This window comes from Niveispirillum sp., assembly GCF_017996735.1.
Taxonomy (GTDB): Bacteria; Pseudomonadota; Alphaproteobacteria; order Azospirillales; family Azospirillaceae; genus Niveispirillum.
The window spans coordinates 1-15,497 of the sequence record NZ_JAGOGJ010000146.1; the positions used below are offsets into that span (position 1 = coordinate 1).

General features: G+C 64.6%; 15 protein-coding genes. 3 read left to right on the forward strand and 12 right to left on the reverse strand.

Annotated elements, in window-relative coordinates; translation table 11 throughout:
* Positions 1-228: 228 nt before the first annotated feature.
* The 8 genes from KBA48_RS27960 to KBA48_RS27995 all read right to left on the reverse strand — a co-directional run bounded on the left by KBA48_RS27960 (position 229) and on the right by KBA48_RS27995 (position 8,427).
* A complete protein-coding gene (locus tag KBA48_RS27960) occupies positions 229-795 on the reverse strand; it encodes a DUF3833 domain-containing protein (protein WP_292911982.1) in 567 nt (188 codons plus the stop codon).
* Between the two features lie 34 nt (positions 796-829).
* A complete protein-coding gene (locus KBA48_RS27965) occupies positions 830-2,137 on the reverse strand; it encodes an MFS transporter (RefSeq protein WP_292911983.1) in 1,308 nt (435 codons plus the stop codon).
* A 9-nt stretch (positions 2,138-2,146) separates the two neighbouring features.
* The gene (locus KBA48_RS27970; RefSeq protein ID WP_292911984.1) at positions 2,147-3,382 is read right to left on the reverse strand and encodes a cyclopropane-fatty-acyl-phospholipid synthase family protein; all 1,236 of its coding nucleotides are present in this window, start codon (positions 3,380-3,382) and stop codon (positions 2,147-2,149) included.
* Positions 3,379-4,191: a DUF1365 domain-containing protein gene (locus tag KBA48_RS27975; protein ID WP_292911985.1), complete on the reverse strand. Its 813-nt coding sequence runs from the start codon at positions 4,189-4,191 to the stop codon at positions 3,379-3,381. Before KBA48_RS27975 ends, KBA48_RS27970 begins: the two co-directional genes overlap by 4 nt.
* 5 nt (positions 4,192-4,196) lie before the next feature.
* Positions 4,197-5,531, reverse strand: coding sequence for an NAD(P)/FAD-dependent oxidoreductase (locus KBA48_RS27980; RefSeq protein ID WP_292911986.1), 1,335 nt, complete (start codon positions 5,529-5,531; stop codon positions 4,197-4,199).
* A gap of 15 nt (positions 5,532-5,546) precedes the next feature.
* Positions 5,547-7,025, reverse strand: coding sequence for a deoxyribodipyrimidine photo-lyase (locus tag KBA48_RS27985; protein ID WP_292911987.1), 1,479 nt, complete (start codon positions 7,023-7,025; stop codon positions 5,547-5,549).
* Between the two features lie 245 nt (positions 7,026-7,270).
* Positions 7,271-7,993: a ligase-associated DNA damage response endonuclease PdeM gene (gene pdeM / locus KBA48_RS27990; protein ID WP_292911988.1), complete on the reverse strand. Its 723-nt coding sequence runs from the start codon at positions 7,991-7,993 to the stop codon at positions 7,271-7,273.
* Between the two features lie 11 nt (positions 7,994-8,004).
* Positions 8,005-8,427, reverse strand: coding sequence for a VOC family protein (locus tag KBA48_RS27995; RefSeq protein WP_292911989.1), 423 nt, complete (start codon positions 8,425-8,427; stop codon positions 8,005-8,007).
* 262 nt (positions 8,428-8,689) lie between these two features.
* Between KBA48_RS27995 and KBA48_RS28000 the strand changes: the two genes are divergently transcribed.
* Positions 8,690-9,307 (forward strand): hypothetical protein, encoded by a 618-nt coding sequence (locus tag KBA48_RS28000; protein ID WP_292911990.1) that lies wholly within the window; start codon positions 8,690-8,692, stop codon positions 9,305-9,307.
* Complete coding sequence (locus KBA48_RS28005) at positions 9,304-9,879, forward strand: hypothetical protein (protein ID WP_292911991.1); 576 nt, start codon at positions 9,304-9,306, stop codon at positions 9,877-9,879. The genes KBA48_RS28000 and KBA48_RS28005 overlap by 4 nt, the downstream gene beginning before the upstream one ends.
* A 40-nt stretch (positions 9,880-9,919) precedes the next feature.
* Here KBA48_RS28005 and KBA48_RS28010 read toward each other — a convergent pair whose 3' ends face one another.
* From KBA48_RS28010 to trxB, 3 genes are all read right to left on the reverse strand, one after another.
* Positions 9,920-10,156: a hypothetical protein gene (locus tag KBA48_RS28010; protein WP_292911992.1), complete on the reverse strand. Its 237-nt coding sequence runs from the start codon at positions 10,154-10,156 to the stop codon at positions 9,920-9,922.
* A 399-nt stretch (positions 10,157-10,555) separates the two neighbouring features.
* The gene (locus KBA48_RS28015) at positions 10,556-11,467 is read right to left on the reverse strand and encodes a LysR family transcriptional regulator (RefSeq protein ID WP_292911993.1); all 912 of its coding nucleotides are present in this window, start codon (positions 11,465-11,467) and stop codon (positions 10,556-10,558) included.
* A gap of 310 nt (positions 11,468-11,777) precedes the next feature.
* A complete protein-coding gene (trxB, locus tag KBA48_RS28020; RefSeq protein WP_292911994.1) occupies positions 11,778-12,731 on the reverse strand; it encodes a thioredoxin-disulfide reductase in 954 nt (317 codons plus the stop codon).
* Positions 12,732-12,949: 218 nt separating this feature from the next.
* On the opposite strand from trxB, the gene panB reads away from it, so the two are divergent.
* Complete coding sequence (panB, locus tag KBA48_RS28025; RefSeq protein WP_292911995.1) at positions 12,950-13,774, forward strand: 3-methyl-2-oxobutanoate hydroxymethyltransferase; 825 nt, start codon at positions 12,950-12,952, stop codon at positions 13,772-13,774.
* A gap of 7 nt (positions 13,775-13,781) precedes the next feature.
* On the opposite strand, the gene KBA48_RS28030 is transcribed toward panB, so the two are convergent.
* Entirely contained in the window at positions 13,782-15,353 is a 1,572-nt protein-coding gene (locus tag KBA48_RS28030) for an ABC transporter substrate-binding protein (RefSeq protein ID WP_292911996.1), read from the reverse strand.
* Between the last annotated feature and the right edge of the window lie 144 nt (positions 15,354-15,497).

Consider the following 15,497-nt stretch of genomic DNA (forward strand, 5'->3'; position numbering starts at 1 on the left):
TTCGTTTTGGGTAACCAGCCCGCTGTCCCTCACCCTCCCATCGCTTGGCAGCGATGGGCCCCTCCCTCTCCCTCAGGCGGGCGAGGGGCGAAAACAGGCATATCCTCGATGTTTCACCCCTCGCCCACGAAGGTGGGAAAGGGAGGGGCCCATCGCTGCCAAGCGATGGGAGGGTGAGGGACAGCAAGGCGTAAAGTCAAAAACGGATTGTATCGCCTGATGCTGGTATCACTCCGCCGCCTTTACCGCTTCGCGCGCCGGCACGTCCTTGCGGAAGGCGATGGTGACGGTGGCCAGGTGGATGCCGAACTTGCTCATGGTGGCACGGTTCAGCAGCACGCCGTCCGGCATCAGGAACATCCAGTCGTCGAAACGCACCTTGGTCCGGCTGCCATCCATTTTCAGGTTGAAGTCATAGACCATGTTGTAGGCATTGCCCGACACCCGGCCCTTGGCCGGGCCGATGGCGTCGGCGGTGGTGCCGGTCCAGTTGTCGGGACTGGCGGCGTCGCGGGTCAGGCGCCAGATGCGCTGTTCCAGTTCTCCGTCGTTCCAGACAAAATCCTCGGTCAGGGTCAGGACGTTGCCGTCCCATTCGCCCTTGATATCGACGGTGAAGGTGCGGCGGACATTGCCGAACCGATCCTCCACGATGCCATAGGCGCGGGTCTGGCCCTGGAAATAATCTTCCAGCGCCAGGGCGGGTTTCTGATTGGCGAATTGTTCGGGCTTCATGTTGGTGCACCCGGATAGGGCCAGGCAAAGCCCGGCCAGGATGAAAAGGCGGCGGAACATGGCGCTCTCCGCGTCAGGTTTCGGGGGGAAAGGGTCAGGTGCGTGCGGCGATGCGGGCGCGCAGGGCGGCCTGTGTCGCGGCATCGATGGGCCAGCGCCACAGGATGGCGATGGCCGCGATCTTGAACAGGACGGGAACCAGGGCGTAAAGGGCCAGCAGGGCTGTCTGCCCCGTGGCCGTTCCGCCCGTGATCGCGTCGAAACCAAACAGTCCCACCACGGTCAGGCCCAGCGCCGCCAGTGCCGTGGCCAGCTTTGTCGCCAGACCCCAGAAGGCGAAGTACAGGCCCGTGCGGGCCTGACCGGTGCGCGCCGTATCCAGATCGACCACATCCGCCTGCATGGCGGACGGCAGGATCAGGTCGGCGCCCAGTGACATGCCCGTCATCACACAGACGATCAGGAAGGCCGTGAAATCCCCTGGCCCCAGCAATGGCACGGTCAGGAACCAGGCGATATTCCAGATCATCGCCCAGCGCCAGACAACATGCTTGCCGTATTTCCCGCTCAACCATAACCACAGCGGCACCGCCAGAAGACCTGATGCGAAATAGGAGAGAAGCAGCAGGCCGGCCCTTTCCCCTTCACCCAGCACATGCTGAACGAAGAAAAGGAAAAGTTGTGCGGGCAGGCCGTTTGCTATGCCGTTAATGAGGTAGGCCGCGATCAGTTTCCGGAAAGCCCCATTGGCAAAAATCACCTTCATGCCGCGCCGGAATTTCAATGGCGGCTTGGGTGGCAGTCTGTATTCGGGAACGGCAACCAGGGCGATTACTGTGAATGTCGGCAGCAGCAACAGGATGCATAGGGCCAGCAGGCGCAAGGCTTCCCGTTCCTGTCCCGCTGCCCCCGCACCGGCGGCGAAGGGCAGGGACAGGGCCAGCACCGTGCCGATGATGGTGGCGCCTTCGCGGAAACCCGCGATGCGCGTGCGCTGATGGTAATCGCCTGACAGTTCGGCACCCCAGGCGGTCAGCGGCACGATCATCATGGTCCAGCCCAGGAACAGGGCAAAGGACCAGCACAGCAGATAGACCGGCCCCACCCCGTCGCCCGGCACCATCAGGAACCAGAGCGACAGCAGGGTCAGGGGCAGGCCGGCGGCGATCCAGGGTTTGCGCCGGCCGAACCGTGTATCCGTGCGGTCCGACAAAACACCGACCAGCGGATCGGTCACCCCGTCCCACAGCCGGGACAGCAGCAGGATGATGCCGATACTGGCCAGTGGCAGGCCCGCCTGCGCATAGGCCGACGGCAGAAACACGTAAACCGGCAGGACCAGGGCCGCCAGTGGCAGGGCGGGCAGGGCATAGGCGATCAGGTGGCGGAGCGGCGGCGGCATCGGCCGCGCTCAACCCTTGGAGATGCCCACATGCACCACATCGATGGTGCCCACCTTGAACCCCGCCTCGCAGTACCAGAGATACTGTTCCCACATGCGCTTGAACCGGTTGTCGAACCCGTCCTTCAGTTCGGGCCAGGCCGCCTGGAACGCCACCTGCCATTCGCGCAGGGTACGGGCATAATGCAGACCATAGCTCTGCGTGCTGTCAAAGCGCAGGCCGGCCGCCTCCACCTCCGCCTGCAGGCGTGTGGGGCTGGGCAGCATGCCGCCGGGGAAGATGTAGCGCTGGATATAGTCCGCGCCCTTGCGGTAGCCCTCGAAATGATCCTCACCGATGGTGATGATCTGCAGGGCCGCCTTGCCGCCGGGTTTCAACCGTTCATGCACAGCATTGAAATAGGTGGGCCAGTAGCGCTCGCCCACCGCCTCGAACATCTCGATGCTGGCGATCCGGTCGAAGGTTTCCGTGATGTCGCGGTAATCCTGCAGGCGGATATCGACAAGGTGGGACAGGCCGGCCCGTTGCATGCGGGCGACGGCATAATCGTGCTGCGCCTGGGAGATGGTCACCCCGGTCACCCGCGCGCCCACCACCTTGGCCGCATATTCGGCGAACCCGCCCCAGCCGCAGCCGATTTCCAGCACATGCTGACCGGGTTGCAGATCCATGCGGGCGGCGATGGCGGCATATTTGCGCTGCTGTGCGTCGTATAGCGCCTCAGGCTTGTCCAGGTCGTCATAGACGGCCGCCGAATAGGTCATGGACGGGTCCAGCCAGCGGCAATAGAAGCTGTTCCCCAGATCGTAATGATAGGCGATGTTGCGCTTCGATCCCGATTTGCTGTTGGGCTTGGCCGCGTGCAGCAGGAAATTCAGCACTCGGACCCAGGCCTTGCCATTCATGGCGCGGTCCAGTTCCGCCTCATTCAGCAGGGCCATCTCGAACAGGGCGGGCACGTCGGGGCTGGTCCAGTCACCATCCAGATAGCTTTCGCAGAAGCCCAGCTTGCCGCCCAGCAACATGCGCCGGGCCAGCCGGTCGTTGCGGACATAGAGAACACCGTGCGGGCCGGTTTCCGTACCGTCGAACCGGTGGCTGCGTCCGTCCGGCAGCACGATGGTCAGCGACCCGACCCGGATGGACGGTGCCAGCGACATCAGCAGCCGCATCATGCGGGAAGGGCGGTAATGGGTTACCGTCTGGCCAAGGCCGAGGAGATGGCTTTCGGTCTGTTCGGTCATGGTTCCACCATTGTTTGGCCGGTGGTTGAGATGGAGCGGGCGGAGCGTTCGGCAAGCGGCTTTAAACGCACCGGCGGTTCGGGGCGGCGATGGAACCGCGCCCCCTTGCGCCAGAGCTTCAGCGCTTCCCAATGGATGCCGGCGATCACCTTCAGAGTGACCAGCGGATGGCGGGCAATGGCGGACCACAGGGTGCGGGTGGTCAGCGGACGGCGTTCGCCTGTCTGTGTGGCGACCAGCAATTCACCCTGATCGTCGCCATAGCGGATGTCGATGCTGATCCGGTCCCCCGGCAGCGACAGGCGGAAACGATAGCCGCCATCGATATCGAAGAAGGGAGAGACGTGGAATTCCTTGGCATGGGCGTGGTCCAGCAGACCGCCGGGCGTGGGGATGACATAGCAATGCTGGTCGCCAAAGGTGTTCTTCACCTCGTACACCACCCCACGCAGGGCGCCATCCGGCCCGAAACCATAGAAGATGGACAGCGGGTTGAAGCCATAGCCCAGCACGCGCGGGAAGCAGAATAGCAGGATACGCCCGCCTTCCAGATGCACGCCCTTTTCCGCCAGGCGTCCCTCCACCCAGGGGCGCAGGGGGGAGCCGTCGCGCCGCCCATGGTCACGATCCTGGATGGACAGCAGGCCGGGACGGTTATGCGTCAGGGGCCGGGGCAGATCCTGCAGCCGGTCGATATCCAGCAGCAGCGACCAGACGCGATAATTGAACGCATGCCGGAAGGGCCGGTACCGGGCATGGAAGACCCGGCAATGGTACAGCGCGTGGGCTTGGCCATCCTCTCCCGCCATCCCCGTCACTCCGCCGCTGCCTTGAACGGCTTCAGTGGCCGTGCATTGCGGCCGGCGGGCGACATGTCGGTCACGCTCCATGGCCGCTTGGCGCCCAGCGCCTCGGCCACGGCCAGACCGGCCGACAGCCCGTCCTCGTGGAAGCCGTAGCCCAGATAAGCACCGCAGAACCATGTGCGGCGCACACCCTGGATCCGCGCCATTTCCCCCTGGGCCCGGATGGCGGCGGCATCGAACATCGGGTGGTCGTAGATGAATTCCTTGATCTTGTATTCCGGGCGCGGCGGCTGAATCGGGTTGAGGGTGACGAACAGGGGGTTCGCCTCGTCGATGCCCTGTAATTCGTTCATCCAGTAGGTCACGGCCACGCTGGCATTACGGTCGCGCGTGCCGTTGGCCAGATAGTTCCAGGCCGACCACGCCTTGGGACGTTTGGGCATCAGGGCCGGGTCGCGATGCAGATGCGCGCGGTTCAACTGATACCGGAAGGACCCGAGGACGCGTTTTTCTTCCTCATCCGCGTCGGTCAGCATCGACAGGGCCTGATCGGCATGGGCACCGATGACCACCTGATCGAACTGGCTTTCCTGCCCCTCCGTATCGCGCAAGATGACGCCCGTGGGCGTGCGGCGCATGGCGATGATGGCGCGGTCGGCATGGATACGGCCCGCAAGCGTGGCCGCCAGCACGCGCACATAGGCGCGGCTGCCGCCCTTCACCGTGAACCATTGCGGCCGGTTCTTGATCTTCAGCAGGCCATGGTTCTGGAAGAAGCGGACAAAGCTGTGCGCCGGAAAGGCCAGCATTTCCGAAATGGTCGATGACCAGATGGCCGCCCCCATGGGCAGCAGGTGATCATAGATGAAACGGTGGCCGTAGCGGCCGGCATCCAGATATTCACCCAGGGTCAGGTTGACGCCACGCGGGTCGCGCAGAAGCTTCGGCGCCTCGCGGTAGAAGCGCACGATATCGCGCAGCATCAGGTGATAGGTGGGCGAGAGCAGATTGCGCTTCTGCGCGAACATGCCGGCCAGATTGCTGCCGGAATATTCCAGGCGGCCACGATCCAGGCTGACGGCGAAGCTCATGGTGCAGGGCATTGAGGGCACGCCCAGATGCGCGAACAGGGCGATCAGGTTTGGATATGTCGCCTCGTTGAACACGATGAAGCCGGTATCGACGGGGATGGTTTCCCCATTCTTGCCCGTCACGTCCACGGTGTTGGAATGGCCGCCCAGATAGCCGTTCTGTTCGAACAGGGTGACGTCATGGCCGTGCCGGTTCAACAGCCAGGCGGCGCTGAGACCCGAAATGCCGGCACCGATAACCGCGATCTTCATGGAAATACCCTTCCTTCAGGCCGGCTGTGCCGGATCGCCGCCACGGATCGTGGCAAAGGCGTCCAGCGCGCGCTGCCGGCCCAGCGCATGGTCGATGATGGGGGCGGGATAGTCACGGCCAAGTGTAACCCCGGCCCCGCGCAACACCGCGGGCGGTGCCGTCCACGGGGCATGGATATATTTATCCGGCATATGTTTCAGTTCGGGGACCCACTGGCGGACATATCGTCCGTCAGGGTCGAATTTCTCCCCCTGCAGCATGGGATTGAACACCCGGAAATAGGGGGCGGCATCGGCCCCGCACCCGCCGATCCATTGCCAGCCGGCGGCATTGTTGGCCAGATCGGCATCGACCAGCGTGTCCCAGAACCAGTCCTCCCCCGCCTGCCAGGGCAACAGCAGATGTTTGACCAGCAGGGAACCTGCGATCATCCGCACCCGGTTATGCATCCAGCCCGTTGCCCAGAGCTGCCGCATGCCGGCATCCACAATGGGATAACCGGTCTGCCCCCGCTGCCACGCGGTCAGGGCCTTGTCGTCGCGGGTCCAGGGGAAGGTTTCGAATGCCGGGGTCAGGGGCCGATCCGGCAAGGTGGGGAAATGGTAGAGCAGCGCGTGGCAGAATTCCCGCCAGCCGATCTCCCGCAGGAAACTGTCGATCTGTGCTTTGAACGCTTCGCCGCCGACGTCACCCGCCAACCGCGCGGCGTGCCAGACCTGGCGGGGCGAAATCTCCCCGAAATGCAGATGCGGCGACAGGCGGGAGGTGCCGTCGATACCCGGTATATCCCGGCCGGCGGCATAGTTCGCGGCCCCCCGGGTCAGGAACTGTGCCAGCCGTGCGGTGGCCGCCGCCTCTCCCACGCCCAGCCCATCGGCCCAGGTGCGGCGGAACCCGCCCGCCCAGTCCGGCTTTGTGGGCAGCAAGGCCAAATCCGTCAGCGTGTCACCGGTCGGTTGACCGGGCCACGGGGTCAGATGGTCGGGCGCGGGCAGGGGCGGTTCAGGCGCCGTGACGGCCAATGCTGCCCGCCAATAGGGGGTGAACACCTTGTAGGGGGTGCCCTGGCCGTTCAGCACTTCCCACGGCTCGTTCAGCAGGCTGGCCTTGAAGCTGGTGACCTTGATCCGGCTCTTTAATGCCGCCTTCAGGCGCGAATCACGTTCGATCGCAAAGGGTTCGTAACAGCGGTTCCAGACGATTTCGGCGGCCCCCACCCGTTCCGCCAGATCGCCGATCACCGCGTCACCCGGCCCACGCAGCAGCAGCAGGGGCGCGCCAAGGGCCCGCAGACTGGCCGACAGGTGCATAAGGCTGTGATGCAGCCACCAGCGCGCGGCCCCGCCCGTCTTCCAGACGCCGGGCGTCATATCATCCAGCACAAAGACGGGCAGAACCGGCCGCCCGCTTTGCACCGCATGGTGCAGGGCCGGATTATCGGCGACACGCAGATCCTGGCGGAACCAGACAATGATGGGTTGGGAATCGGTCATCGGGACGCCGGCGCCTGTAGTCTGAACATCAGGTTTTGCTGATGATACGTCAGGCTGCGCCGTTTGGATCACCCGTGACCTGTATCCTGATGCACGGAATATTTTTTTGTCCGGCAATTGACGCGGTTGCCGGGAGAGATACCTGCATTGCGGATGGCGGCGTTTTTTCCCCCTCCCCCAGAGTAGCCTGCCATCCCATTTGACCCCCCAGGCGCCTTCCCCCAAAGGTGCCTGGGGGTTTTCGCTCAGGTCCAGCCCCGCGCCGCCGCGTTTTCCCGCCGTGTTGCCGCATCAGCGGACAGCCTTGTGCAGGGCAGGGGAAACAGACGACCGGTCCCCAGCATCCAGGCCTGGAACGGCCGGTGGAACAGACCTGAAATCGCAGGGTCCAGCACGTTCAGCCCACCCGTATAGGCACCGAAGGCTGGCAGCACCATCCGCCGCCCGTCACCCGCGAAGCAGCGTGCGCTGATCCGTTTGCCACGCACCAGCGTGGCTGCCTTGGGATGGTAATGCCCGGAAATCTCCCCGGCGGCGGCGCCCGCCTCCTTCACGGCCTCGTGCCGCAGGACAAGCGGTCCTTCGCGGAGTTCATCGGTCACGACGGTTCCCCCCCATCCCGGCGGTGGGGCGGGGTCGTGATTACCGGCGATCCAGACCCAGTCATGGGCCGATGTCAGGGCGATGATGCGGCGCCCGTCGGCATCCGATACGCGTGCAGCCGCATCCCGGTCGTGGAAACTGTCGCCCAGACAGATGACCCGTGTCGGTGTCCAATGCCGGCAGAGCATCTCCAGCCGTGACAGGGTGGCCGCCGTGTCATAGGGCGGCAGGAACTGTCCCATCCGCGCAAAAGCCGATCCCTTCTCCAGATGCAGGTCGGCGACCAGCAGCCAGCCGCGCGTGGGCCAGAACAGGGCACCGGCGGGATCGGCCTTCAGCGTGGCGCCATTCAGCAGGATGTCCATCGCCCCCACCCTCAGGCCAGCGTAACCGTCCCGTCCTCGGCCAGGGGCCAGTAGGGGTTGAGCGCAATTTCCCAATAATGGCCGTCGGGATCGGCGAAGATGCCGCTATAGCCGCCCCAGAACTGGTCGGCGGGGGCCCGGACCAGCCGCCCCCCCTGGGTCAGGGCGAAGGAGACAAGACGGTCCACCTCTGCCTTGTCGCGGACATTCTGGGCCAGCATGGTGGGGCCGGACGTCACCTTGCCGGCATCGCCCGCGATCTCGTCCGCGTACTTCTCGGCCGCCAGCAGGCCCAGTCCCATGCCCCCCATCTGGAAATAGGCAAAGCCGGACTGGCTGCCCGCGCAGGCTTGCCAGCCCAGCCCTTCATAGAAGGCGCGGGAGCGCGCGACATCGGTGACGCGCAGGGTGACCAGGGTGATGCGCTGTTCCATGAAGCGTTTCCTCAGGCGGGCGGGATCAGCGCCATTCACCCACACTGGTCACAAAACCGCAAGGGTGGCGGTGGACAAGAGGCGCCATCTGTCCCACCCCTATGGTGTCGTGACGACGATTCCCACCAGCAATAGAATTTCGGGGGCACTCCCAAGTCCTGCTCGCAATGGTGTGAATACGATTTGGGCCTAGTTTATTGCCCCTTTCACGGATTTGAAACTTTCACTACAATAAATCGGTTCGATACTGTCCGAGGCATCTGTGCTGAATGGCATCATAGAGCTGGTCCGGTTTGCGGTGATCACGTTCCTGGCGGCGGTGGCCGCGAACGTGCTTGTCTCGCTGGCTGCCTATGTCTGGGGCAAGGTCATCCGGGTGCAGGGGCATGAGATGGATTTGCGGGCGCGGCTGGCCCGTTACGCCCGCATCGCAACCGGCCTGTCCAACCGGGTGGAAGCCCGCAAGAATACAGCCGCCGGTGCCGCGACCCACCTGTTCTCTGCCCAGCGCCATGAAAAGCAGTTGAAAAGCCGGATACGGGAGTTGGAAAACAGCCCCCACCGTTTCGTGCGTATGATCGGGGCGGAACAGTTCCCCAACAAGCCCTTCGAATTCCTGGTGATCAACAGTTCGGTCTCGCATCAGGTCAAACGCGGGGAACGCCATCCCTTCTATGACAGTAGCTGGGCCCAGCCTTGCCCTGTGCATGTCTGGGCGCGCGGGCCGGAGGAGGCGAAGGCCGAGTTCGAACGTGTCTATCCCAAGGCTTCCGGCTTCAAGGCGGTCTATGCTCAGCCGCTGACCGGTGCTGCGGCGCCTACCGACTCATCTGAAGAGGAAGGGGCGGCCGCCGCCGACCCGGAAATGGAGCCGGTATGAGCGGCTTCGCCATTGGCCTGATGCTGATGATCGTTTTCCTGTCGGTTAAGCCCACGGTGATCAAGGCCAACCGCACGATCCATGAGGCGCGGAAGGCCATTGTCGAATTGCGTCGCCGCCAACAGGCGCTGAGTAACAAGATCCGCTCGCTGGCCCGCGAAAGCCTGGGGCAGCGCCTGACGGCCGGCCAGGACGGCCACGAGGCGGACGAGTTGCAGTCACGCACCGACCACCTGCAGCGCATGATCGAGCAGTTGGAGGGGGAGGACCGCCGCGTTCTGGTCATGGATGAACGGCGTGGTCTGTCTGAGACGGGTTGGATCATCTGTGTCCGCCGCCGGCCCGATGTCGCATCGCCGCTGGAACCCAGCAACATCACCCGATTGTGGGATGAGGGGCGGTATGTGTTCTTCTTCGCATCCGACATGGCGCGGGCCCGGCGGAAGGTCCTGATGCGGTTTTCGGAGGAGAATGGCTTCAGTATTGTCGATGTGAAGCCGCATGAAGGGGATCTGTCCGATCCGCCGGCCCTGGGTGCCCATAGCCCCGACAAACACAAGCAAAGCGCCTGACGTCACTGATACGGAAAGCCACCGATGCGGGCTGTCCGGCTCAGGCCGTGATGTCGAGGATATAGCCGCGATATTGCACCGGCTGCACCGGGGCCAGAGTCACAGGGGGAACCGGCGGCAGGTTCCGATCCGGCAATTGCGGTGCGGGTGCCGGTTGTGGTGGTGGCGGTGCCGGAGCAGGGGCCACAGAACGCCGGCCCGGCGCCCCTTCCGGGGCCGGTGGTGACGGCGCGGTATAGCTGCCTGTGTTGCCGTTGGAGATGCCGTTGATCGCCATGATGTGTCGTCAGTGGATGCGCGGTCAGTAATCCACGCACATGGTAGCGCGGATGGCGGGGTAACGGAATTGCGCGTTGGCGTGGGCGCCGCAACTGCGCACTGTCACCGCCGCAGGGCATGCCTTCTCCACCTGCCGAAAAAGTGAACACAGGCTGCCGCCTGACAAGGCAGTCCGGCCCGTTTGTACCGAATAGGGGGCCGGAAAAAAGAACGGCCGGAAAACCCGAAGGTTTCCGGCCGAGTTGAACAGGGAGGCTTCACGTCTGGGAGACGCTGGGTCAAGGACCCAACCCCGACCGGGTAAATCGGGGTGAAACATCGCTGCTGCGTCGCAGCAGCGATGGCCTAAGATTTATGCATCTCGGCTGATTATACCAGGGGTGAAGCCAAACCTGAGTTATGCGTTTTGTGCATGGCTTGCGGGGAAGGTTTCAGCGACCTTCTTCACAAGGAAATCGCGGAATACGGCGATGCGCTTGGAGTGGCGCAGCTCCTCGGCATAGACGAAATAGGCGTCGATGCGCGGGCCGCTGACTTCCGGCAGGACACGGACGATATCGGGCTGGTTGTCGACCACATAGTCGGGCAGCGACGCGATACCCAGCCCCGACTGAACAGCGCGGAACATGGCGTACAGGCTGTTGACGCGCAGGGCCGTGTGGCGTTCCCCGCCCGGCGGGTCGCCGACATGCAGGGCCCAGTTGATATTGCTGACCGGGGCCCGCGCCTCGTTCGGATAGGCGATCAGATCATGCTGATCCAGCTCAGCAACCGATTGCGGCGTGCCGCGCTTTTCCAGGTAGGATTTGTGGGCGTACAAATGCACGCGCACTGTCATCAGGTGGCGCTGAATCAGATCCGGCTGGCGCGGGGCCGACAGGCGGATGGCGATATCCGCCTCACGCATCGACAGGTCCAGCTCATTGTCATCAAGCAGCAGCGTGAGCTGTACATCCGGGTACAGGGACAGGAAATCCTTCACCCGCGGCGTCAGCCAGGTGGAGCCGAGCGCGATGGTGGTGGTGACCTTCAGCGGGCCCTTCGGATGCTCCTTCGATTCGGAGAGCATGGCCTCCGTCATCGACAGCTTGGCAAATACCTCCCGCGCGGTGCGGTAGAGCAACTCACCCTGTTCCGTCAGGATCAGCCCGCGCGCATGGCGATGGAACAGCGGCACATGGAGGCTTTCCTCCAGAGCGCTGATCTGCCGGCTGACCGCCGACTGGCTGAGGTTCAGGGTTTCCCCCGCATGCGTGAAGCTGCCCGCCTCCGCCACAGCGTGAAAGACGCGAAGCTTGTCCCAGTCCATGGACCCGTCCCTAGATAGTGGCGCAACTGCCGAACGCCGGAAGACGTCCCAGGCGCCCCGTCTGTTGGTCGGACACGGGAATGCGCCCGACGCATGGATGATATACAGCCCCCGCCGCCAATGCTAGGGCTTGTCATCGAAATGTCGATTTACCGCTAGCTATCGTATTGTTCTTGCAACAGTTCACCGATCAGCGGGTAGGGATTCCCCCTGCAAAGGTGGTAGAATCGGGACGGTGCCGGATCGGCGGCGGGCGAATCCGCCCCCGATCCGGGGGTGTTTCCACGTGATCACCGGCCGTAATGTCGAATCAGTGGCCGGCCAGGAACCGTTCCACTTCCAAGGCCGCCATGCAGCCCATGCCGGCGGCCGTCACAGCCTGACGGAACACTTTGTCCTTCACGTCGCCGGCGGCGAAAACGCCGGGAATGTCGGTGCGGGTGCTGTCCGGATCGGTGACGATGTACCCCTCGTCATCCATGCGCACCTTGCCCTTGAAGACGCTGGTGGCCGGGTCGTGGCCGATGGCGACGAACACGCCGTCAAGCGACAGATCGGTGACGGCCTCGGTCTTCACGTTGCGCAGGCGCACGCCCGTCACCAGCTTCGGGTCGGTGAAGCTCGATCCGCCCTGGCCCAGGATCTCCTCCACCACACTGTCCCACACGACCTCAATCTTCGGATTGGTCGCAACGCGTTCCTGCAGGATGCGTTCGCCCCTGAAGCTGTCGCGGCGGTGGATCAGGGTGACCTTGGAGGCGTGGTGGGTCAGATACAACGCCTCTTCCAGGGCGGTATTGCCGCCGCCGATGACGGCCACTTCCTTGCCCCGGAAGAAGAACCCGTCACAGGTGGCGCAGGCCGATACGCCGGCCCCCTGGTAATGCTGTTCGCCGGGGATGCCCAGCCAGCGGGCCTGGGCGCCCGTCGCGATGATCACGGCATCGGCCACGAATTCATCGCCGCTGTCGGCCTTGCACACGAAGGGGCGCTTGGTGAAATCCACATCGGTGATGATGTCGTAGAACATCTTGGTGCCGTAACGCTCGGCCTGGGCGCGCATCTGTTCCATCAGGTGCGGGCCTTCGACCGGGTCAGCGAAGCCGGGATAGTTCTCCACGTCCTTGGTGATGGTCAACTGCCCGCCCGGCGTCATGCCCTGCACCAGCACCGGCTCCAGGCTGGCGCGGGCGGCATAGATGGCGGCGGTATAGCCGGCCGGGCCGGCGCCGATGATCAGGACCTTGGAACGATGGGTGGCCATGATGGTTCCTTGAAAGAGGCTGGACGGAAATGGTGATGGCATGGGCCGGGAAGATGGGGCGGGTGCGCCCCGCCCGGCAAGATGACCTGGGCGCGGGTCGGGGTTGCGACCCTACAGGCACCGGCTCCGCCGGGCAATGGGGCCGGCGCTTTACCTGCCTGCCGTTCTGATGTACGGGATTTCGCAATGCACAATAAGCGGACCGGAGGAGACAGGCCATGAGTGCCAACGCCCAGGTGAAGCGTGTCAGCGTACCCGATATCGCCGCCCGCAAGGGCCGTGACCCTGTTGTGGTCCTGACCGCCTATTCCGTGTCCATGGCCCGGCTGCTGGATGAACATTGCGACTGCCTGCTTGTGGGCGACAGTCTGGGCATGGTGCTGTACGGATTGGACAGCACGCTGCCGGTCACGCTGGACATGATGATCAACCATGGCGCCGCCGTTGTGCGCGGGTCATCCAAGGCCTGCATCGTGGTCGACCTGCCCTGGGCCAGCTATCAGGAAAGCCCGGCCCAGGCCTTCCGCAATGCCGCCCGTGTCCTGGCGGAGACGGGGGCGTCGGCCGTGAAGCTGGAAGGCGGGGAGGAAATGGCCGGGACGGTTGATTTTCTGGTCCACCGCGGTATCCCGGTCATGGGCCATGTCGGCCTGACGCCCCAGGCCGTGAACGCGCTGGGCGGTTACCGCGCCCGTGGCCGGTCGGATGCCGAACAGGCCAAGATCCTGGGCGACGCCAAGGCCATCGCGGAGGCCGGCGCCTTTTCCATCGTGGTGGAGGGCGTGGTTGAGCCGCTGGCCCGCCAGATCACCGAAGAGGTGCCGGTCGTGACCATCGGCATCGGTGCCAGCGCCGCCTGTGACGGTCAGGTACTGGTGTCCGACGACATGCTGGGCCTGTTCAGTGGCTTCACGCCGAAATTCGTGAAGCGTTATGCCGAGTTGGGCGAGAGCGTGTCGAAGGCGGCGGCGGAATATGCGGCGGAGGTACGGTCACGCGCCTTCCCCGGTGCGGCCCATATCTTCCCTGCCCGCAAGGGCTGAAAACACGTCACGGGCCGGTGATGGTGGTGCCGCCGGCATCGGCGACGGCGGGACTGGCGATACGGCCGAAGGCCCGTGCCGTGTCGCGGGCATGCAGCGACAGGCCGGCCCGATGGGCCACCAGATCGCGGATATGCATCAACGGGATCATCGGCAGGTCAGTATCCAGGATGGCGGTGGCCTGCCGGGTCAAGCCGGGGATTGCCGCCGGCTCCGCCCCCCGGGCCTGTGACAGCAGATTGTCCAGCAGGGCGTTGCGGTAACCGCTGGGGTTGGAGATGCTGTCCTTCTCGGCCGCGCCTGCGACAGCGGCATATCCTTCCATCGCCGATCCGGCCGTCAGGCCCAGGCCCGCGAACATCATCTGGAAATCGCCGGCCGCCACCCGCGCCCTGGATTCGGCCGCCGGCACCGGGGTGATGGTCAGAGTGATGCCGATGGCGCGCAACATGCCGGCCAGGGCATCGGCCACACGCGGCCGGTCGGTGATGCGCGTCATCGGCAATAGCAGGGGCAGGTCCAGGCCGTTGGCAAATCCCGCCTCGGCCAGCAGCGCACGACCGCGCGCCGGGTCGGGCTGCATGGTTTGTGGCCGGTCCGGCAGGTACCCTTCCATGCCCGGCTGTGCCAATTGCCAGGCCGGTCCCGCGAACCCTTCCAGTCCGCGTTCAACCAGCACATGCCGGTCCAGTGTCAAGGCGATGGCCTGGCGCACCCGTATGTCAGCGGCGGGATTCGGCCGTCCGTCGGGCAGGGTGGGGCGCAGGTTGAAGGTCAGCACCAGGGTCCGGTCGGTGGGCAGCTCCGTCAGCGTCACCCCCTTCATCCTGGTGATATAGGGAAGGTGGACGGGGATCACATCCTCCATGATGTCGGCCTGCCCCGTGACCAGCAGGCGCAGCCGGTCCCGGGCATCGGGTGCCGACCACAGAACAACCCGTGTCCACACCGTGCAGTCACGCCAGCAATGGGGGGAGGGGGCCAGGACCCGCTGTTCCCGCAGGATGCCGGCAGTGGCGGGCACGGGTATATAGGGGCCGCTGCCCTGCTGCGGGCTGCCACGCGTGTCCTGTACCCGCGCCGCATCACAGCCCAGCGGGCCTTCGCCGGCACCATCGGGGGCCGCCACGATGAAGACCAGTGACAAGGCCGAGGGCAGCAGTCGGTAGGGAGCCTCGAGGGTGATGGTGACGCGGCCCCCGGTTTCCGCCGTCAAGCGGGTCAGCCCCAGCATTTCCCGCCCCATATGGCGGGTCAGCGCCTGATAGCGGCACAGGCTGTAGACGACATCGCGGGACGTAACCGGCCGGTTATCGGAGAAGCGGGCGGCGGGGTCGATCTGGAAACTCCAGACCTTGTGATCCTGACTGGACCAGCTTCTGGCCAGACGCGGGGTTACGTCGAAACCGTCGCGGGTAACCAGCGTATCGAAGATATGGTCATAATATTGAAAATCGGCGCCGGTGCGCGCCTCGTGCGGGTCATCGGCGGCGACCTGCCCGGAAATGGCGGCCACAAGCTGTTCGGCGCCGGCCGGATACACGGTTCCAACCAGCGCCAGGAGGCACGCCAGGAACAACAGTCGTATCCGGATGACCGCGCATCCCACCACAGCCCCGCATCCATGTCCAGTCGGGCAACCAATTGGAAACATGCCCGGTTTACGGGGCGGGAGGCAAGGTTGCTTTCATCCGGACCGCTGTGTCAATTCACGGTCGCGGGC

Coding starts and splice junctions, on each gene's coding strand:
- KBA48_RS27980 (WP_292911986.1), bottom strand. CDS start 5,531: ATGAAGATCGCGGTTATCGGTGCCGGCATTTCGGGTCTCAGCGCCGCC.
- KBA48_RS27970 (WP_292911984.1), bottom strand. CDS start 3,382: ATGACCGAACAGACCGAAAGCCATCTCCTCGGCCTTGGCCAGACGGTA.
- KBA48_RS27995 (WP_292911989.1), bottom strand. CDS start 8,427: ATGGAACAGCGCATCACCCTGGTCACCCTGCGCGTCACCGATGTCGCG.
- KBA48_RS28010 (WP_292911992.1), bottom strand. CDS start 10,156: ATGGCGATCAACGGCATCTCCAACGGCAACACAGGCAGCTATACCGCG.
- KBA48_RS28015 (WP_292911993.1), bottom strand. CDS start 11,467: ATGGACTGGGACAAGCTTCGCGTCTTTCACGCTGTGGCGGAGGCGGGC.
- KBA48_RS27975 (WP_292911985.1), bottom strand. CDS start 4,191: ATGGCGGGAGAGGATGGCCAAGCCCACGCGCTGTACCATTGCCGGGTC.
- pdeM (WP_292911988.1), bottom strand. CDS start 7,993: ATGGACATCCTGCTGAATGGCGCCACGCTGAAGGCCGATCCCGCCGGT.
- KBA48_RS27985 (WP_292911987.1), bottom strand. CDS start 7,025: ATGACCGATTCCCAACCCATCATTGTCTGGTTCCGCCAGGATCTGCGT.
- KBA48_RS27965 (WP_292911983.1), bottom strand. CDS start 2,137: ATGCCGCCGCCGCTCCGCCACCTGATCGCCTATGCCCTGCCCGCCCTG.
- KBA48_RS28005 (WP_292911991.1), top strand. CDS start 9,304: ATGAGCGGCTTCGCCATTGGCCTGATGCTGATGATCGTTTTCCTGTCG.
- trxB (WP_292911994.1), bottom strand. CDS start 12,731: ATGGCCACCCATCGTTCCAAGGTCCTGATCATCGGCGCCGGCCCGGCC.
- KBA48_RS27960 (WP_292911982.1), bottom strand. CDS start 795: ATGTTCCGCCGCCTTTTCATCCTGGCCGGGCTTTGCCTGGCCCTATCC.
- panB (WP_292911995.1), top strand. CDS start 12,950: ATGAGTGCCAACGCCCAGGTGAAGCGTGTCAGCGTACCCGATATCGCC.